21 protein-coding genes are annotated in these 19,549 nt (G+C 51.4%); 9 read left to right on the forward strand and 12 right to left on the reverse strand.

What is annotated here, in order from left to right; all coding sequences use genetic code 11:
• Positions 1–12: 12 nt before the first annotated feature.
• Positions 13–987, reverse strand: coding sequence for a 4-hydroxy-3-methylbut-2-enyl diphosphate reductase (locus VMW30_01410; protein ID HUW87026.1), 975 nt, complete (start codon positions 985–987; stop codon positions 13–15).
• Positions 988–1,012: 25 nt separating this feature from the next.
• On the opposite strand from VMW30_01410, the gene xseA reads away from it, so the two are divergent.
• The 3 genes from xseA to VMW30_01425 are packed head-to-tail and all read left to right on the forward strand — an operon-like array spanning position 1,013 to position 4,113.
• Entirely contained in the window at positions 1,013–2,212 is a 1,200-nt protein-coding gene (xseA, locus tag VMW30_01415) for an exodeoxyribonuclease VII large subunit (protein ID HUW87027.1), read from the forward strand.
• 15 nt (positions 2,213–2,227) lie between these two features.
• Positions 2,228–2,449 (forward strand): exodeoxyribonuclease VII small subunit, encoded by a 222-nt coding sequence (locus VMW30_01420; GenBank protein HUW87028.1) that lies wholly within the window; start codon positions 2,228–2,230, stop codon positions 2,447–2,449.
• Positions 2,446–4,113: a fumarate hydratase gene (locus VMW30_01425; protein HUW87029.1), complete on the forward strand. Its 1,668-nt coding sequence runs from the start codon at positions 2,446–2,448 to the stop codon at positions 4,111–4,113. The genes VMW30_01420 and VMW30_01425 overlap by 4 nt, the downstream gene beginning before the upstream one ends.
• Positions 4,114–4,137: 24 nt before the next feature.
• On the opposite strand, the gene VMW30_01430 is transcribed toward VMW30_01425, so the two are convergent.
• The gene (locus tag VMW30_01430; protein ID HUW87030.1) at positions 4,138–4,755 is read right to left on the reverse strand and encodes a hypothetical protein; all 618 of its coding nucleotides are present in this window, start codon (positions 4,753–4,755) and stop codon (positions 4,138–4,140) included.
• 314 nt (positions 4,756–5,069) lie between these two features.
• On the reverse strand, positions 5,070–6,380 hold the full coding sequence (locus VMW30_01435) for a PhoH family protein (protein ID HUW87031.1): 1,311 nt from the start codon (positions 6,378–6,380) through the stop codon (positions 5,070–5,072).
• Positions 6,381–6,582: 202 nt separating this feature from the next.
• Here VMW30_01435 and VMW30_01440 point away from each other — a divergent pair, with 202 nt between their 5' ends.
• Both VMW30_01440 and VMW30_01445 read left to right on the forward strand, forming a co-directional pair.
• Complete coding sequence (locus tag VMW30_01440) at positions 6,583–8,382, forward strand: InlB B-repeat-containing protein (GenBank protein ID HUW87032.1); 1,800 nt, start codon at positions 6,583–6,585, stop codon at positions 8,380–8,382.
• A gap of 63 nt (positions 8,383–8,445) precedes the next feature.
• Complete coding sequence (locus tag VMW30_01445; protein HUW87033.1) at positions 8,446–9,468, forward strand: hypothetical protein; 1,023 nt, start codon at positions 8,446–8,448, stop codon at positions 9,466–9,468.
• A 3-nt stretch (positions 9,469–9,471) separates the two neighbouring features.
• Here the strand turns inward: VMW30_01445 and VMW30_01450 are convergent, their stop codons facing one another.
• Complete coding sequence (locus tag VMW30_01450) at positions 9,472–10,347, reverse strand: GerMN domain-containing protein (protein ID HUW87034.1); 876 nt, start codon at positions 10,345–10,347, stop codon at positions 9,472–9,474.
• A gap of 52 nt (positions 10,348–10,399) precedes the next feature.
• Positions 10,400–11,455: a zinc-dependent alcohol dehydrogenase family protein gene (locus tag VMW30_01455; GenBank protein ID HUW87035.1), complete on the reverse strand. Its 1,056-nt coding sequence runs from the start codon at positions 11,453–11,455 to the stop codon at positions 10,400–10,402.
• 344 nt (positions 11,456–11,799) lie between these two features.
• Between VMW30_01455 and VMW30_01460 the strand changes: the two genes are divergently transcribed.
• Positions 11,800–12,561, forward strand: a complete 762-nt coding sequence (locus VMW30_01460; GenBank protein HUW87036.1) for an SDR family NAD(P)-dependent oxidoreductase — start codon at positions 11,800–11,802, stop codon at positions 12,559–12,561.
• A 48-nt stretch (positions 12,562–12,609) separates the two neighbouring features.
• Entirely contained in the window at positions 12,610–13,581 is a 972-nt protein-coding gene (locus VMW30_01465; GenBank protein HUW87037.1) for an aldo/keto reductase, read from the forward strand.
• Here the strand turns inward: VMW30_01465 and VMW30_01470 are convergent, their stop codons facing one another.
• The 7 genes from VMW30_01470 to VMW30_01500 form a co-directional block, all read right to left on the reverse strand.
• Positions 13,582–14,859 carry a DUF4143 domain-containing protein gene (locus VMW30_01470; GenBank protein ID HUW87038.1) on the reverse strand — a complete coding sequence of 426 codons (1,278 nt, stop codon included), beginning with the start codon at positions 14,857–14,859 and terminating at the stop codon, positions 13,582–13,584.
• A 298-nt stretch (positions 14,860–15,157) separates the two neighbouring features.
• Positions 15,158–15,613, reverse strand: a complete 456-nt coding sequence (locus VMW30_01475) for a MarR family transcriptional regulator (GenBank protein HUW87039.1) — start codon at positions 15,611–15,613, stop codon at positions 15,158–15,160.
• Between the two features lie 36 nt (positions 15,614–15,649).
• Positions 15,650–16,390, reverse strand: coding sequence for an alpha/beta hydrolase (locus VMW30_01480; protein HUW87040.1), 741 nt, complete (start codon positions 16,388–16,390; stop codon positions 15,650–15,652).
• A gap of 109 nt (positions 16,391–16,499) precedes the next feature.
• Positions 16,500–17,294, reverse strand: a complete 795-nt coding sequence (locus VMW30_01485) for an isoprenyl transferase (protein HUW87041.1) — start codon at positions 17,292–17,294, stop codon at positions 16,500–16,502.
• A gap of 11 nt (positions 17,295–17,305) precedes the next feature.
• A complete protein-coding gene (locus VMW30_01490) occupies positions 17,306–17,656 on the reverse strand; it encodes a DUF3817 domain-containing protein (protein ID HUW87042.1) in 351 nt (116 codons plus the stop codon).
• Positions 17,643–18,389, reverse strand: a complete 747-nt coding sequence (locus VMW30_01495) for an SURF1 family cytochrome oxidase biogenesis protein (protein ID HUW87043.1) — start codon at positions 18,387–18,389, stop codon at positions 17,643–17,645. The genes VMW30_01490 and VMW30_01495 overlap by 14 nt, the downstream gene beginning before the upstream one ends.
• Complete coding sequence (locus VMW30_01500; GenBank protein ID HUW87044.1) at positions 18,376–18,513, reverse strand: hypothetical protein; 138 nt, start codon at positions 18,511–18,513, stop codon at positions 18,376–18,378. Before VMW30_01500 ends, VMW30_01495 begins: the two co-directional genes overlap by 14 nt.
• A gap of 53 nt (positions 18,514–18,566) precedes the next feature.
• Between VMW30_01500 and VMW30_01505 the strand changes: the two genes are divergently transcribed.
• Complete coding sequence (locus VMW30_01505) at positions 18,567–18,950, forward strand: DUF4307 domain-containing protein (protein HUW87045.1); 384 nt, start codon at positions 18,567–18,569, stop codon at positions 18,948–18,950.
• A gap of 12 nt (positions 18,951–18,962) precedes the next feature.
• Positions 18,963–19,439: a transcription elongation factor GreA gene (gene greA, locus VMW30_01510; GenBank protein HUW87046.1), complete on the forward strand. Its 477-nt coding sequence runs from the start codon at positions 18,963–18,965 to the stop codon at positions 19,437–19,439.
• The last annotated feature ends 110 nt before the right edge of the window (positions 19,440–19,549 follow it).

Below are 19,549 nucleotides of genomic sequence, written 5' to 3' on the forward strand. Positions count from 1 at the left end.
GAACTTGCGCAACTAGCGAGTGTGGGTGATCTTCTCCTGACCCGCTGCTTTGAGATCTTTGCGAAGTTCGGGAGGCAGCGCAAAAAGTAAAGACTCCTCCTTCGCTGTGACGGTCTCAATCTCGCCAAAGCCGCGCTCGGCCAACCAAGTCAGGAGGTCCCTCACCAATATCTCCGGGACCGACGCACCACTCGTGACGCCGACCGTATCCACACCGACAAGCCACTCATCTTTGGCCTCTGCTGCGAAATCGATCAAATAAGCATGTGGAGTGCCGTACTCCTTGGCAACCTCCACCAGGCGCACAGAGTTTGAGGAGTTGGTCGACCCAACAACGAGGACCAAGTCAGCCCGCGGTGCGATCTCCTTGATCGCAACCTGGCGGTTCTGAGTCGCGTAGCAAATGTCATCACTGGGTGGATCAATAATGTCGGGGAATCGCTCGCGCAGAGCCCGCACCGTTTCTAGGGTTTCATCAACGCTCAATGTGGTCTGCGAAAGCCAGGCCACCTTCTTCTCGTCTTTCACTTTAATATCTTGAATGTGTTCAAGTCCGTCAATTAACTGGACTTTGCCCACAGCTTCGCCAGCCGTGCCTTCCACCTCTTCGTGACCTTCGTGTCCGATAAGCAAAATCTCAATATCTTCAGATGCAAACCGCTTCGCTTCGTGGTGGACCTTGGTCACCAAAGGGCACGTTGCGTCAATTGTCCGTAGGTTTCGTGCAGCAGCATCAATATGAACTTGCGGAGAGACTCCATGAGCCGAGAAAACCACCAAGGCGCCTTCCGGGACCTGGTCGGTCTCCTCGACAAATATCGCGCCCCGCGCTTCCAAAGTGGCAACCACATGCTTGTTATGGACAATTTGCTTGCGGACATAAACCGGGGCGCCGTATAGATCAAGTGCCTTCTCCACCGAGATCACTGCGCGATCCACGCCCGCGCAGTATCCACGGGGAGCCGCGAGCAGAACCTTCTTTGACATGGCGCGAGTCTATTAGGATCACTTCGTGCTCGAAACTTCAGCCGAATCCCCCGCCCCAGTACGCGTAGTTTCCGAAGCCCTTAAAGGATACGTAGATCGGTTAGGTCCCATCTGGATCGAGGGCGAAATCTCAGAAATTAACGAACGCGCTGGCATGGCCTTTATGCGCCTGCGAGACACCAGCGTCGACATGAGCCTTTCAGTAATGTGCCACCGAACCGTCCTGGCTCCCGTCTCGCCCCTTCCGCCCAATGCGCGAGTTGTGATGCTGGCCAAGGTTTCCTTCTACACAAAAAATGGATCTCTCGGGCTCTCGGTGAAAGAGATCAGACAGATCGGAATCGGTGAATTACTTGCTCGCCTTGAACACCTCAAACAACTCCTTGCCTCCGAAGGATTATTTGCGCTGGATCTAAAAAAAGAGCTTCCGCTTCTGCCCCGACGCGTTGGCCTGATCTGCGGGAGAAATAGCGCCGCCGAAAAAGATGTTGTAGAGAATGCCAAACGTCGCTGGCCGGCAGTTCAGTTTGAAATCCGTGAAGTAGCCGTCCAAGGATCAGCGGCAGTAATAGAGGTATCTGCGGCCCTTCGCGAACTCGAAGCAAATTCAGAAGTCGATGTCATCATCATCACCCGCGGTGGCGGCTCTTTCGAAGACCTCCTGCCATTTTCGGATGAGGGATTGGTCCGACTGGCGGCGTCGTGTGAGACGCCCATCGTGAGTGCCATCGGCCATGAGCAGGATGCGCCACTTCTCGACCTGGTCGCCGACGTCCGAGCATCAACGCCGACTGATGCGGCCAAGAAAGTTGTTCCGGATATTGAAGAAGAATTTGTAATGATCAATCAGTTGCGGGCGCGGGCATATCGCCACCTCTCCAGTTTCATCGAACTTGAATCCGGTCGGATTGAATCCTTGAAAGAGCGCCCAGTTATAAAAGAGCCGATGGTGCTGGTCACCTCACGAGCAGACGTAATCCAAGGATTGCGTGATAGATCACACCGCAGCACCATCCATGCCCTCAATCTGGCTCGCGAAGAATTACTCCATATTTATGCACGAGTTCGCTCACTCTCACCACAGTCCACCCTTGATCGCGGATACGCCGTGGTTCAACTTTTGGATGGTCGGATTGCGCGAGATCCCAAGGATCTTGCGGTCGGAGAGAAACTCCGCCTCCGCCTTGCTCTGGGTGAAATCGGTGCGGTTGTAACGCAAAGTTGAGAGTAGATTTGCTCCATGGCCACTGAGAAGTCCGCTGGAAAAACAACTGATAACAAATTGTCGTATGAAGCCGCCAGAGATGAATTAATGCAGGTAGTAAATAACCTCGAAACTGGAGGCGCCACCCTTGAGGAATCACTGGCACTCTGGCAACGCGGCGAAGAATTAGCAAATATCTGCCAAGAATGGCTAGATGGTGCGCGCGCAAAACTCGAAGGGATTAAGCCAAACTCATGAGCCCAGAATTTACATACTCGGACATTCTTCCGCTAGGCAAAGACAAGACTGAATATCGCTCACTTGGCTCCGCCGGCGTATCAACCGTTCGACTCGGCGATAAGGAATTTCTCCAAGTCAGTCCGGAAGCGATTACTCATCTCTCTGAAGTTGCGATGCACGATATTTCACATTATCTAAGAAGTGCCCACTTGCAGCAGTTGTCAAATATTCTCGATGATCCAGAGAGTTCGCCCAATGATCGCTTCGTCGCTCTAGACCTATTGAAGAACGCCAACATTTCTGCTGGTGGCGTTCTTCCGATGTGCCAGGACACCGGAACTGCGATTGTCATGGGCAAGAAAGGTCAGCACGTCCTAACAGAGACAAAAGATGAGAAAGCGATTGCGGAAGGAATTTACAACGCTTACACCCGCCTTAATTTGCGGTATTCGCAGATGGCTCCCATAACGATGTGGGAAGAGAAGAACACCGGAAATAATCTGCCGGCCCAGGTTGAGATTTATGCCGACACGGATCATCCTGATGAGTACTCATTTCTCTTCATCGCGAAAGGCGGCGGAAGTGCCAACAAATCTTTCCTTTACCAAGAAACCAGAGCGATCCTCAATCCAAAGAGTTTCTACGTCTGGCTCGAAGAGAAATTGCGATCACTCGGCACCTCTGCCTGCCCTCCGTACCACTTAGCAATAGTCATCGGTGGCACAAGCGCCGAATACACCGTGAAGACGTCAAAGTTGGCCAGCACCAAATATCTCGATTCCCTCCCGACAACGGGGGACGCCAAGGACGCGCACGGCTTCCGCGATCTTGAGATGGAGCAGGAAGTTCTCAAACTCACGCGGACTCTGGGCATTGGCGCACAATTTGGTGGCAAGTACTTCTGCCATGATGTTCGGGTCATTCGTCTGCCTCGACACGGTGCATCACTTCCGATCGCCATTGCAGTTTCCTGTTCGGCTGACCGCCAGGCAAAGGCCAAGATCACCAAGGATGGGATCTTCCTCGAAAACCTGGAGCGCGAACCAGCTCACTTTCTGCCCGACCCGACCACAGCCCATCTCATAGAAGGCGATGAAAATGTCGTCAAGATTGACCTCAACCAAGGGATGGATAAGGTCCGAGCCGAACTGCGCAAGTACCCCGTCAAGACCCGACTCTCTCTGTCCGGAACCCTCGTAGTAGCGCGAGATATGGTCCACGCCAAGATCAAGGCGGCAATGGATGCAGGCGAGTCAATGCCAAGCTATTTCCGTGATTACCCGGTCTACTACGCCGGACCGGCCAAGACGCCGACAGGCTATGCCTCCGGCTCCTTCGGCCCAACCACCGCCGGGCGGATGGATTCCTACGTCGAATACTTCCAATCCCAGGGCGGATCTCTGGTGATGTTAGCCAAGGGCAACCGCTCCAAGGCGGTGGCCGATGCCTGCAAAACCTATGGGGGTTTCTATCTCGGTTCTATTGGCGGCCCAGCCGCTCGCCTCGCCCAGGATTGCATTAAGAAAGTGGAAGTCCTGGATTACGAGGATCTCGGAATGGAAGCTGTCTGGAAAATTGAGATTGTAGACTTCCCGGCCTTCATTGTCATCGACGATAAGGGCAATGATTTCTACGCCGAGACCTCAAAGCCTCTGTCGATCGGTAAGGGACCTACCTCTTAATTAACCGCTCTTATCGGTTGGCAGTTAGTACGAGTTGCTCCTACCAAATTTGGAGAGGGCCCTGCAAGGGGTGTCGTATCGAACATCGATGTAATGCAGTCCCCAACGGATCTGCGTCAAGGGGTTGGTCCGCCAGTCAGTGGCGATCGTCTCCATCTTGCTGGCAGGTAGCGCTTGTGGAATCCCATGTGCGCCAGAACTGTAATTATGCGCCCGGTAATTCCAGTGGCTCTCGTAAGTCCACAAAGTTTTGAGGCATCCGAACTGATAGGTATTCCAGTCGTACTCCTCCGCCATAATCGTCTTGGCCACGGTTTGCGCGCCAAATTGAGTTCGCGCCATTTCAACTCGAGCACTCTCAAGGGATGCTTGGGCAATCTCATCGGAGGAGACCAGGGCTTTGGTACGCAGTTGCGTGAAAAGGGCTTCGGTCGTAATCGGGACAGCAGTCAGTGCGGCCGAGTCAGGGAGAACTACGCGGCCGACCATGGGAAATTCCAGGGCGCTGGCACTGGGCTGGATACTGGCCACCAAAATAAGGGCGGCAATACTCAACCAGGCGCCAATGGAACGGTTGATAAGTCGGCGCAGGTGGCCTTTGACAGTGGCGATCTTGGTCAATCGGTTCCTCAAACTCTTCATCGTCACTCTCCTTTCAGTGCATCTATCGCTGTCCGGTCAACCCGATAGGAGCCCGAATTGGGCTTGAGGGGTTGGGGGAAGGGCTTTAGGGTCGCAAGATGGGCTGATGAGTGCAAATCTATTTACGCATACGCCACAATTTTTAAAAAAGATCATCCTCTGTGGATAATTAAAACCCCAGGTCGCACAGGGGGAAGTCCAATATGTCCGAAATGTGAGTGTGAAGTTGTTCTTGAACCTTTTTCTGGCCAATTGGTGCCAATGGGTGACTGCCGAATCCTCAGACGAATCTTCCACACCTGACCAAAGCCGACTTAGGTCGTGATCGGTCCCTCCAGAAGTTCGGTGACTAGGGCGGCAATCGGCGAGCGCTCGCTCCGGGTCAAGGTGACGTGAGCAAAAAGCGGATGCCCTTTCAATGTTTCCACTACTGCAACGACGCCATCGTGGCGACCCACTCGCAAGTTGTCCCGTTGGGCGACATCGTGGGTCAGGACCACCCTGGACCCCTGCCCAATCCGAGACAGGACGGTTAGCAAGACGCCTCTTTCCAGGGATTGAGCTTCATCAACGATGACATACGAGTCGTGAAGTGAACGACCACGGATGTGAGTCAGAGGCAGAACTTCAATCAGACCACGATCAAGAATTTCATCGATTACTGCCTGACTTACCAGCGCGCCCAGTGTGTCAAAAACTGCCTGCGCCCATGGCGACATTTTTTCGCCTTCACTTCCGGGCAAGTATCCGAGCTCCTGTCCGCCGACTGGATAGAGCGGACGGAAGACAAGGACCTTTTTCTGTTGACGTCTCTCCATCACTGCCTCGAGTCCGGCACAGAGTGCCAGTGCACTCTTGCCGGTTCCGGCGCGGCCGCCCATTGAAACAATTCCGATTTCCGGATCGAGAAGTAAATCCAAGGCGACTCGTTGTTCGGCACTTCTACCGTGGAGCCCAAAGGCGGTTCGGTCACCTCGGACCAACTGCAAATTCTTTTCTGGGGTCACCCGCGCCAGTGCGCTGCCTTTTTCGGAGTGAAGGACGACACCGGTATGGCAGGGCAGGCTCTGGGCAATTTCGTGTTCGGCTCTGTCCGAGGAATAGAGGTCGTCGATAAGACTGGCCCCGACGCTAAGTTCAGTCATCCCGGTCCACCCGCTGGAGGCCGCGAGTTCGGCCAAGTACTCCTGGGCTTCGACCCCGACGGCCGAGGCCTTGACTCGCAGGGGTAGATCCTTGCTGACCAGAATCACGGTCCGGCCATCGGCCATGAGGTTGCGGGCGATGGCCAGAATGCGAGAGTCGTTGCTCCCATCGCGGAGGAACCCCTGTGGCAGAGAGCTGAGGTCGGAATGGTTGAGTTCGACCGAAAGGGTCCCACCTGCGGGGGTAACGCGGATTGGCTGGTCGAGGCGTCCATGGGTAACCCGCAGGTCATCGAGGGCGCGCAGGGCAGCGCGGGCAAAAAATCCAAGTTCGGGGTGGTCGCGTTTGGTCTCTAACTCTCCGATAACGACGATCGGGATGATGACTTCATGTTCGGCAAATCGGGTGAGCGCACCTGGGTCAGCCAGCAAAACGCTGGTATCGAGGACGTAGGTTTTCTTACTGGTCTGAGAGGACAAACCGGCTCCGAATCATGTGTAGTTGTGCTCGTAGGGACCTGATGAGAAAACCGTAGAACTAGGACTCGCTCAAGGATTCGCGACACGCTCTAACGAAACCCAAAATTCATATGACTCATTCCCTGAGAGCGCCGTTCACTTCTATTGGACTCCCTTTGGAGTACTGTCGCAAATTCCCAGTCCCCTATGAAGAGCGAGACCCATGAAAAATCAATATATCTTGCGACTTCAGAGAGCAATTCCGCTGGCAGTGGTCTTGGGTCTTCTCACTTCAGTCTTTGTTGGAGTACCGAGCGCCATGGCTACCGTAACTATTACCGTTGTATCGCCAAATTCGGGTCCAACTGCGGGTGGCACTTCCGTCACAATTACAGGCTCGGGTTTTTCTGCTCCACATTTCTCGCTCAAAATAGATGGCGTTGAATTGAGTACCACACCCTCATCAGACACATCTGTCACGGTAGTGACATTGGCTCATGCAGCCGGAACGGTTGTTGTTTCAGCTCAGTCAGACCTTGGAAGCGAAAATTCATCTTTCACTTACATCGCTACCACCTACTCAGTCACATACAACGGCAATGGGCAGACCGGTGGTACTCCTCCCTCAGATCCGGGGGCATATGCGTCAAGTGACACCGTCAATGTCTTGGGACAGAACGGTTTATATAAAACTGGTTATGCATTTGGTGGTTGGCAAACAGGTGGAGGAGCCAGCCCGCTCGTCACATACTCACCTGGTGGTTCATTCTCCATCCTTAGAAATACGACACTCACGGCGGTGTGGACTCCAGTCACCACCTACACGGTTACATACGTTGGAAATGGAAACACCGGAGGTAGCGCACCGATCGATGGCAGTGCATATACAAACGGTGCGACAGTCACTGTTCTCGGGCAGAACGGACTGCTAAAAACCGGCTATACATTCGGCGGTTGGGCTACCGGAGGGGGTGCTGGCCCCGTCGTTACATATTCTCCCGGCGCAACTTTCACAATTGTCGGAAACACAACCCTCACGGCCGTATGGACTCTCGCGCCAACGCCAACGCCAACGCCATCTCCGACGCCAACGCCAACGCCAACCCCTACGCCAACCCCTACGCCAACCCCGAGTGCTAGTCCAACCACTGGAACCAAGGTGGTATTCACAATTACCTACGATGGAAATGGCTCAACGGGCGGCACTGCTCCTCCTCCAACAACAGGAATAGGTACATTGATTCTCAGTACCAATTCCGGGGATCTAGTTGAGACTGGTGAAACTTTTTACGGCTGGAATACTAAAGCGGATGGATCAGGCACTTCATATCGCGTTGCTGGAACTTTCCTGCTCTCACAAAATGTCATCCTCTACGCAACCTTCGTTCCGTTCGTAGTAGCGAAGAATCCGCCGAGCCTCATAGTCAATGGCAGGATAGCCAACACCGCGCCCCCGAAGAAGATTGCGCTCAACCAGATAGTCCCCGTCCATCAGCAATTTTTAACGGTCTTGCCAAAAAACGCGGTCGGATTTCAACTCTACGAAAATGGAAAATTCATACTTGCCGGCAAATCCAATAGCGCAAACCTCAAGTCACTTGTCGGGCCAAAAGATCGAGTGGACGTAATCGCCGTTGGCAAAGATGGTTCGAAATCGGCACCTTCACCAGTGAAACTCTCAAAGGACCCTATTTCATTGGCAAATATCAATTTCAACACTGATTCCTATGCATTCATTGGGCCCGCCACCAAGATTCTGGATCAAGTAGCCTCAGTGATGGTGAAGCATGGTTATACAAAACTGGAAATCTGGGGATATGTCGACACGCAAGGAAGTAAGGCATCCTCGATCGTCCTTTCAAGAAATCGTGCCCTCGCCGTCAAGAACTACATGACAAAAAAGCTCCTTGGCAGTGGGATAACAATTAAGAATGCCGGTCGAGCCCAGACCCAGGCAGTCGGCAATAACAACACGGCGGCGGGAAGAGCACTCAATCGACGAGTCGAAATTCGGGTTTCCTAGCGGTGGCCGAACTCTAATCAGTCGGTGATTTATTTGAAGTCAGAAATTGGCTATTGTCCAGAGATGAAACTCGGTGGCTTCACAAGAACGAAAACAGCCCTGACCCTCTTCACTATCTCTATCTTCCTTCTTGCCACGGCGAGCGCCGATGCTGCTGCGCCAAAGCCTGGCACGACATGCAAAAAAGCGGGTACCAAAGTCACTAGTAATGGATATGTCTTTACCTGCTTGAAGTCAGGTAAGAAATTAATCTGGTCTAAAGGTATTCCAACCAAAAAGGTTCTGCCAAAGCCCAGACCGACTCCATCGCAATCGGGTCAGAACAATCCAACTCCATCGCCTTCTTCAAGCAACAACCCATCTAATAACAACGCCTCGAGCAACAATCAGGTGACATGGGAGTGGATGGATAACCAAGGCAAATGGGTTGCAAATGGCACGCCGCCAGCGTGCACCTTTCCGATTATTCCTGCCGGTTCACTGCTTGATTTCACAAAACCACTTTCACTTCTTCAACCAGGGCAAGTTCGCGGTGGAAGTTATAAACCCCACGGTGGATTCCGTTGGTCCGCGTACGGAACCTACATAGAGAACACAAGGATAAGCGTCCCCTTTGACGGAGTAGTGAGCGTTGCTTGGCAATATAAGACGGAAGGGGCTTATCAATTCGGTGTAAATATCGTTCATCCATGCGGTTTTATGCTCCGCCTTGGTCACCTGCACGTCGCTTCGCCGCAATTTGCAGCGATTCTCGAGAAGCTTCCGCCCGCTATCGAAATGGACTCGAGAGAGAATTACATCAATCCACCTGTGGCGGTTAAAGCGGGCGATGTCATCGCCACCGCCGTTGGGATACCGCCACCCGCATCAGCTGATGCGATGGGAACATTCTTTGACTTCGGCCTTCTGGATTTAAGGGCTCCAAACCCAGCTGTTCCCACTGATTTTAATTCCAACGCTGACGCGAAATATGCGAAGTACTCGCTCTGCTGGTATCAGGGAAATTATCTATCCGATAGCGACAAGGCTCTCGTTGCGAAACTACCTCTATCAAATGGAGATTCGACGAGTACGTACTGCAAGTAGTTATTACTCAAGAGTTGCGTTGTGCGTGTCTTGCGCGACGAGGGATCCATCTTTGGCTGAGTATTCCGCAGCCATGAAGAAGTACTTACCTGGCGAAAGTCCAGGAATCTTTACGCTCCACTTTGTCCATGCGGGGGCGGCTTCTGCCGCTGTCGTAGATCCTTCCTTGACTAACTTTCCGTCTTTGTAGACTTTCCATGCAACATTTGCTTCAAAAGTGGATGCCATTCCTTCAAGCGTGAATCCATCGACGTAAGCCGTATATCCCTCACCTGGATAGGTAATCCAAACCGGGGCAACAACCTCGTAGGCGGGACCGCGAGTGAATGGCCTTGTCGCGTCAACATGACCTGCAAGTGATTCGACAGTTTTCCCATCTCTTGTAATCGCAACTCTTGTGACTTTGTAATTTGCGGCAGTTGCTGTCCAGACTAACTGGGCAATGGCAAGCGACTCTCCCTCGCCGCCGACATTGAGTTTGCTGAAAGTGAGATCAATCGTTGCCAGATTGCCCACCACCTTTACCGAATTTATTTTAGTGTCCGCTGGCCAGAGCGAAACGTAATCTGGATCCACTGGCTTTTTCGAAACAAGGTTGGTCAACGCCGCCGTCAGGGCATCCGGTTCGAAATAGACCCCAAGGAATTCACGATACAAACGAAAACCCCGTGCAGTGTCGGCAACCCAATACTGAGCCAGCGCTCCCGATGTGCGAGTTGGACTTGGGTTTACAGAGGTGGTCGATGTCGGGGTGGGCGTGACTGTCTGCGTTGGCGTCGGAGTAGGAGTGGGACTCAAAGATTTACCGCACCCGGTTAAGAGAACCATCGCCACCAGCGCAGAAACACCGGTAAGTGCGGTAAATCTTCGAATCTTCATAATTTCATTCTTCTCTTTGGAGGATCAATCGGAGTATAACTCCCTTTTTTGCCTAAGAAGTAATAATTACCTTAAGTGCTTTGGTCTCAGCTGCTCGAGAGAAGGTGTCGTAAGCATCAATCATTTGATCAAATGTGAAGCGATGCGTCACTAATTTTTCAGCATGGATCTTCTTCTCTGCCACCAACTTGAGCAACATCGGCGTGGTATTGGTATTTACCAATCCCATGCTGATCGTGATGTTCTGAATCCAGAGGTTTTCAATATGAAGATCTACAGATTTTCCATGAACTCCAACGTTGGCCAGATGACCACCTGGGCGGACTAATTCACTAGCCATGGTGAAGGTTTGAGGTGTTCCAACAGCCTCAATCGCCACGTCAACACCAGCGCCATCTGTAAGAGCCATCACTTGCTCTTTCCAGTTGGAGGTTCCCGAAAGAACAGTATCGGTTGCACCGAAGTCTTTTGAGCGCTCAAGACGGTTCGCATCCAGATCAATCGCAATGACTTTTGCCGCACCGTAAAGTCCGGCAGTTGCGATCGCAGAAAGACCAACAGGTCCAGCTCCGATTACGGCAACAACATCTCCTGGTTTGACCTGACCATACTGCACGCCAATTTCAAAGCCAGTTGGCAGGATGTCGGAGAGCATTACACCCTCTTCATCTGTAACACCTGCAGGCAATTTGTAAAGGGAGTTGTCAGCAAATGGGACACGAACGAATTCGGCCTGTGTTCCATCAATCAAGTGTCCAAAGATCCACCCGATTCCAGAAACGCCCTCGTCGGCCAAGCAATGGGAGTACAACCCCATCTTGCAATTGGGGCAATGACCACAGGATTTGATGCAGGAAATGATTACTCGATCGCCAACTTTGAAGCTACTTACCGAGGAACCTATCTCAGTAATTGTTCCGACGCCCTCGTGACCTAAAATGCGGCCCTTTGTAACGGCGGGGACATCGCCTTTAAGAATATGTAGATCTGTACCGCAGATGGTGGTCGTATCAACTTTGACGATTACATCTGTAGAGTGAATAATCTTGGGATCTGGTACTTCCGTCCAGGATTTCTTACCAGGACCTTCATAAACAAGTGCTTTCATGATTCTCCTCCATGTCGTAACCGGCTACTCGCGAATGTCGCTGTGTCGGGCTGACAGAAGGTGGCTGACTTCTCAGAGAAAACAGAACTCACTAGGAGTGAGCTTAGACGAAAAGAGGGTCACCCTCTGTCTTGCGCATGAGTCTCACACATTTCTAGTGCGGTGTCGAAACGAAAGCCTCTAAAACGTTGAAAAATAACGTTTTTTCATCGAAAAGAGACCAGTCTCACGCTCCGAACTGACGACGCCAAGTCAAGAGTCAACCCGAAATCTCACTATTACCCACTCCAAGAAAAATCGGTAAGTTGGACTAATGGTAAAGAAGAATTTAGGGAGAACAAGTCATGTTTGATCTAACAGGAAAGCGCTTTCTCATAACCGGGGCTGGTTCTTCTCAAGGAATTGGTTTCGCCGCTGCTCGTGCGCTCAAGGGCCTTGGTGCCTCGGTCTTCCTTACATCTCTTTCTCCACGGGCTCTCGAACGCGCGAGTGAATTGAGCGCCTTTGGTGCGACGGCGGATCTCACCAATCCCGACGAAGTGATAACACTCGTGGAAACCGCGGTGGCCACACTCGGTGGCCTAGATGGCGTTATCAATAATGCCGGAATGACGAGCGTCGTTGATAAAGCCGAAGGCGAGTTCGATTCGATCGATTCTATTTCGCTCGGTACTTGGCGAAAATCTTTTGCGCGAAATGTTGAATCTACATTTTTGGTCACCAAGGTTGCCTTGCCTCATCTTCGACAACATCCAAATGGCCGAATCGTCATGGTTTCCAGCACCACGGGAAATGTGAATGCTACTCATAATGACGTTGCATACGCATCATCAAAGGCATCACTCGTGGGAATGGTTCGGGCACTTGCCATCGATGAGGCGACCCATGGCATCACCGTTAACGCGGTCGCACCTGGATGGATTGAAACTGAATCTCAAACAGATTCCGAATATCGGCATGGACTCGCTTCACCTATGGGTCGATCGGGAATCCCCGATGAAGTTGCCAGCGCGATTGCCTGGCTCTGCTCGCCAGGGGCTTCTTATATAACGGGCCAGATGATCGTGGTTGATGGAGGAAATTCACTTGCGGAGGAGCGGGCGTAAGCACCACCAAGTGTTTATTCCCTTCCACATGTTGTGTAGATTGAGAACATGAAATATAAGAATCTAGGTCGTTCAGGACTCTCTGTAAGCCGCATTTGTCTAGGAACAATGAATTTCGGACCAGAAACTGATGAAAATACTGCGCATTCGATTATGGACGCTGCCATTTCAAGTGGAGTGAATTTCATTGATACCGCCAATCGCTATGGCGGAGACGGTCATTGGGGTCGCACAGAGGAGATTATTGGCAACTGGTTTGCAAAGGGTGGAGCACGTCGAGAGAAAGTAGTTCTCGCATCCAAACTCTATGGAGAGATGGACGCTTGGCCAAACAATAAAGGTGTCTCTGCACTGAATATTCGCCGTGCCTGCGACGCGAGTTTGAAGCGCCTTAAGACTGATTACATTGATCTTTATCAGATGCACCACATCGACCGCGCAACCCCTTGGGAAGAAGTATGGCAAGCAATGGAAGTGCTTGTGGCCCAAGGAAAGATCCTTTATGTAGGCAGCAGTAATTTTGGTGGGTGGCATCTAGCCCAGGCACAGGAGAAAGCGGCGGCGCGTAATTTCATGGGACTTGTTTCCGAACAATCAATTTACAATCTTTTCCAACGAGATATCGAACGAGAAGTTATCCCCGCAGCTCTTCAATACGGAATTGGTATCCTGCCCTGGTCTCCGCTTCATGGCGGACTACTAGGCGGAGTTATCAAGAAGGCGAGTGAAGGAAGTCGTCGCCTGCAGGGCCGTTCATCTGAAGCACTCGAAGCGAATCGCTCGAAAGTCGAGGCGTACGAAGATTTCTGCGCGCAAATTAACCAAGAACCTGGAGAGGTGGCACTTGCCTGGCTCCTCGCTCAACCAGCAGTGACAGCAACCATCGTTGGACCAAGGACACAGGAACAATTTGATTCGGCACTTCGTGCGCTAAATATTGATCTCAGCGCCGATGATCTAGCAAAACTCGATGAAATCTTCCCTGGATACAAGACATCCCCCGAGGACTACGCCTGGTAATTAAGGTTTTAAGTTTCCTACTGGCAGAACATAGACGCCATCTTGGCGTTTGTATCCATAACCAGTTGCCGTTATGACCGCAAGAAATGTTGGGGAGCCATGACGATCCGTATTCACCTTGGAAGCAAATTTTAGTAAGTTTGCGGCTCCCTCATCGACCTGTCCACTACCAAGTTTCACTTCTATGGCAGCCCACTTATCATCATCGCTCTCCAAAATCACATCTACTTCAAGATCTTCGCTATCTCGGTAGTGGGAAAGCCCTCCTCCGAGATTCTGCATAAAGACGCGAAGATCTCTTACGACGAGGCTTTCAAAAAGAAAACCTAAGAATTTTGGATCTTTTATCAATTTTCTAGGCGACGCCTTCAACGCAGCAACTGCTAATGACGGATCCACAAAGTAACGGGTGGGAGCTGTTCTCAAAGTAGCCCTGGATCGTAATTCTGGTTTCCAAGCAGGGAGATCTTCGACAATCATCAGTTGTTCTAAAGTATGCAAGTAGCGGGTAATGGTCTGGCGATCAATCTGACCTTCTGAGCCACCCGTGTCTTTAGCAATTGTTTCAACTTTAACTGCAGTTCCTATGTTGCGAGCAAGAGACTGGAGTACTCGTTCAAGTTTTACTGGGTCGTGAGTCTTACCGCTCAACAAAATTATATCGGTTCGAATAATTTCATTTAAGTATGAACGCATAGCTGCCATCGCTTCGTTAACTTCGAGAACTATAAATTTAGGCCAGCCGCCAATGCATATTCGGTCGATCAGATTATTCAATGTCAAGCCCGAATCGGTGGCTCTGGGTTCATCACCTTCAAACAATGCTGCGATGGAGATGTCTCCCGTGCTCTGACCCATTTCGTATAACGTCATTGGTCGCATCCGCAACCTTGAAAAGCGCCCTGCACCGGAGTGCCGTGTCACATCATCAGCAGGTGTTGCCGATCCCGTCAGAATGAACTGTCCGAGAATCTGTCGATTATCGACTTCTCTCCTCACATGGTTCCAAATCTCTGGCACCATTTGCCATTCATCAATCAACAGCGGCGTAGAACCTGTTAGTAGCAAAGCAGGGTCGATTTTCGCCATTTCTTGCGCATTCTTATCTATGTCGAGATAGACACGGCTCTTGGCTAACCTGCTTGCGGTTTCTGTCTTTCCTACAGCCTTCGGGCCTTCGATCAGAACCGCGCCACTGGACTTCAAAAGCGTTTTCAGTTCTGAATCGACTACCCGTGCGCGGTATTCCATCTCTTCCTTCGTCGTATTCCTTCTCATGTGGCAGAGCTGAAAACTGGGTTCCGTGGCCACGAATAGGCATCATACCGCAGTTTAGGGCTGTTTCATACCACAGTTTAGGGCTATTTCATACCACAGTTTAGGGCTATTTCATACTGCTACTTGCAAGATGAGCGGGGGAATTTTTACCAGCCGCTTTTGGCGCTAAGGCACCTCGACCAATCACCGTCAAGAAAAGTTCAAACTCCGAAACGACGATGACGATAAGTTCAGGTTGCGTTATTACTAAGTCGCTCATCCTTGTGGCCCACCGCGAGTCCCCCTTGTCGAACACTACCTAGCTCTGAGATCGCCGAAGTGCGATTGCATCTCCCGAGGATCGATTTGCGAGAAGTCCGAGTAGGGCTTTGTTAAGTGTCAGAATTTGGTTGGCTGGTATTAGAGTTCGAATAACTTTATAGATCGCCTCTTCTGCCTTAATAACCTTAACTGCTTTGGCTTTCCCAGTTCGTGTAAGTGAGAGATCCACCCGCCTTCGATCTTCAGAGGCTGTCTTCCGATCGACCAAACCAGCTTTTACTAATCCATCTACCAACCGACTTGGAGAGCCGCTTTCGCAAACGAGTCGTTGCCCGAGTTCGAGTAGCGAGAGTGAACCATAATCATTAAGCAACGTAATGACCTCAGCTTGTGAAGGGGTGACGTCGTAAATCTGAAGGGCTTCGGCAAAAATTCGATTCCCTTCTCGCTGAGCCCCAAGAATCAGATAACGAAATTCCTCCTCTGGCTTCATCGCCTAAATGTAACTCGCTTCCCCATGATTTCTTCGCTATGCAATGTCGTAGTCCAGAAAATCTGCAATTGTTTGACCATAAAGACTTGGGTGCGTAAAACGGAACATATGACCAGTGCCCGGAAGAGTAATTTCTCGTACGCGAGGGATCCCAAGAAGCATGTCGCTTGAGGCTTCAGAGCCCACCAGTTTGTCATCTTCGGGGGTAATAAGGAGCGTAGGAACAGCAACCTTCGGGAGAAGGTTTCGCACATCAAAACGGATTACCGAGTTGACTCTCGAACTGTAAGTGAGGCGGGGTGTGCTGGCAATAAATAGGTTCCGATAATCTTTCCGTGTATGCGGAAACTCAGAAGTCGCATCGAACTTTGAGGAAAGCTGGTAGGCATGGAAACGAAGCGTGCCTTGACGATATAGAGAACCCGCGGCAAAGCGAGAGGCACTTGCTGCAATCCCTTTCCATGCGGGCAAGGGATTGGAGGCAAAACCACCAGAGAGTATCAACCCACGGAGTCCTTCGGGCATCCGAGTTGCTAAAGCCAAACTAATAACAGCTCCGAAGGAGTCGCCTGCCAGTACAAATGAATCTAAATCAGAGACTTCCTGCGCCACAAAATCTGCATATTCCTCAACCGTGGAAAGGTCTTCAGGGAGTCTCATAGTTCGCATCGGGCGACCAGTTAAAGGAGTTAGTTTCTCCAGTTGCCAAGGAGCTCCTGAGAAACAAGGAACAGTGACAAGGGTTGGATTATTGAGTGTTGTATCATTTGATGACATGTCATGTATTTTAACTCAGTCGATACCAAAAATCAAATACACCATCATTGCGTGCTGCCTGGCGGTCTCTATTTCATACCGCAGTCTGGGGAAAAAGATGAAGGAGGATTCAGGCACCAAAGCGTCGGTGCCGCAGAGAGTAGGAGCGTAAGGCACGCAAAAAATCTACCCTTCTAAAGTCGGGCCAGTACGCCTCACAGAAGTAAAACTCTGACTGGGCACTCTGCCAGAGCAAGAATCCGCCCAGGCGTTGCTCGCCAGAAGTGCGGATCAACAACTCTGGATCAGGCTGGCCTGCCGTGTAGAGGTGATCAGCAATTGCATCCACTGATATTTTTTCGGCTGCCTCATGAATTGTCTCTCCGTGGTTTTCGGCGTCTTCCAAATATCCCTTAACCGCGTCAACGATCTCGCGACGCCCTCCATAACCAATGGCAACATTGACTTCAATTGCGTTTGGGTTAGAGGATTTTGATTCCTTCAATTTCCCGCGAAGAGATTCGGGCAATAATTCGAGCGAGCCAACGGGTTTGATATTCCAGCGACCTGTCGCCTGCAAACTATCAACCGCATCGCCAATGATTTCGATCAGCGCGCTTAATTCCTCTTCAGATCGCTTAAAGTTTTCGGTCGACAAGAGCCAGATCGTGACAACTCGAACTTTTGCCTCTTCGCACCATCCCAGAAATTCAATGATTTTCTGTGCTCCCGCACGGTGACCGCGAGCGGCGGATGTACGACCTTGCTCATCCGGATTCTCTTTTGCCCAACGGCGATTACCGTCAAGGATCACTCCGACGTGATGCGGGGTTTGGTTGAAATCCAATGCACGAACTAGACGACGCTCATAGAGCGGATAAAGAATTGACTTGATAGTTCGCCGTAAAAAGGACCTACGTTTCATTACCGATGAGATCAAATCTGCTTAGGTGTCTTCTTCGGAAGGAATTGCGCGACAACTCGGCGTTCAGCAATCAACGAGGCAATCGGCAGTGTCCCAGCAAGAATGAATCCCAGCATTTTTGGAAGCGCCCACTTTGCTTTGACCGAAAGTTGAATCGCGGTAATCACATAGATGGGATAGAGGTATCCGTGGACCATGGGAATCCAGACCAATTTGCTATGAACATCTGGACTGAAATCGAAAAATGCCACATGCACATATTTAACTGGAAGGTAGGCAAACCATAGGAGCAGGGACATGATGCCGGCAATGATTGCCATTACTCGGAATCGCAGAACTGTTCCATCGCTAGTTCGCGCCATTATCGCTCGCTTTCTCTTCCCTGATCTCTACAGACTCAAATTCACTAGGGGCAACTCTACGTTGATAAAAAGGCAGATAAAGCACCACCAGGGCCATGAACCACCAGATGACGACATAGGAGACGTGCTGCCAGTAGAAACCCGGCACCGCGGTCCTGGGTGCGGGTGGTGCGATCTTCGCTCGGCTGATTTCTATACGGCCAATCTTTTCGGTCTCAGCGATCACATAGCCGTCATAGAGATCTAACGATGTCTGACCCACGATGACACTGCTATCGAGACGCGGCAGAACACCTCTGCTCGCGAGCGCATGATCATCGCTCTGATGGGGCATGAGCTTGCCGATCACGATGACACTTTCGTCGGGATTGACTGGGTGAAGGTCACGGTCTGACCAGAGACCGCGGACAACAAGCATCCCTGCGCCAGTTTCGGTTTGAAGAAGGCCGACACCCCAATCACGCCTTTGACCCTTGGCATCCACTTGGTTTGGTGCCTTGAAATCTCTAACGTAGGTACCCGCAACAGAGACACGGCGCAAGGTTGCTTTTTCTGGAAGTGCTATCCGTGGCTTTGTAATCGAATCGAGGGATACAAGTTTGGTATCGACAACGACGAGTATGCGAGAGTCCTGCGCCCGGTTCCACTGCCACATTCCTAAACTTATGAAAGCAAGTGCGATGGCGCAAACACCTAAATATGCAAGCGCGCGCTGAGTACTACTTCGACTCATCTTCCTCGCGCTTCTGCATGCGGGTATAACGCTTATAAAAACTGCGCAATAAGAAGGTTACTGCGACCATAAGGAGGGCAACGGTAAGAGAGCCAGCGCCCCCAATTTCAACATCTTTAGACATATTCGCCCCTTCTCCATACAAAACAATGACCCTAACTCTGCAACAATCATCCCATGTCCGAACTCGACCTTTCTGACCGATATGGCCAAAAGCCAGTGCGTTGGAAACCCGTTGCTGCCGCGCTGCTCATTCTTGGCGGTGTCTGGTTGGTCTGGGCAGGGGTTCACCACTCCCGGCCCGCTGTCCGCAGTTCTCTCATCTCATTCTCAATTCCCTCCGACCGCGCCATTAGCGTGAGATACACGATTGATCGTCGCAACCCGCAGGAGGCGGCAATCTGCACCCTGGTGGCCCACGATCTGGATAAGAACGTGGTCGGTGAGATCGAGGATGAGATCCCACCTGGGACCGCCCACGTAGAAATGACCACCCTCCTTCCCACGCGGACTCAGGCTGTGAGCGCAGGGATCTCGCGCTGTCGTACCAGTTCCAAGTAACCTATCCCTCTTATGACAACCCAGACCTGGCTCACGCAAGAAGCCGCCGACCGCCTCCAAGCCGAGCTCGAACTCTTGGAGAGCACTGGCCGTGTGGAAATCATTAAGAAGATCGAAATCGCCCGCTCTGAGGGCGACCTCAAGGAGAACGGCGGCTACCACGCTGCCCGCGAAGAGCAGGGCAAAATGGAGGCAAGGATCCGCCAGCTCAAGCACATGCTCGAGCACGCACATATCGGCGCCCCACCGGTTGGGGAGTCAGGCTTTGTCGGTGCCGGAATGGTCATCACCGTCGATATCGGCGGAGAGGAAATGAAATTCCTCCTTGGATCCAGAGAGATTTCCAGCGGTGACCTCGATGTCTACAGTGAGAACTCTCCCCTTGGGGCCGCCGTGCTCGGCAAGAAGATTGGCGAGACAGTGACGTATGTCGCTCCTAATAAGCGTGAGATCAGTGTTGCCATATTAGAAGCCGAGTTTTACGCGTAAGTATTCTTTAAATTTCGAAACGCGCCCGAAACACCTATCAGAGTAAAGTAGGGCCATTGTCTTGGCTTTCGGTAGCGCCAATTCCACTCGATTGTTTCCATGAGAGGGAA

The sequence above is a fragment of the Candidatus Paceibacterota bacterium genome, assembly GCA_035530615.1.
In the GTDB taxonomy this organism is placed as follows: Bacteria; Actinomycetota; Actinomycetes; order Nanopelagicales; family Nanopelagicaceae; genus QYPT01.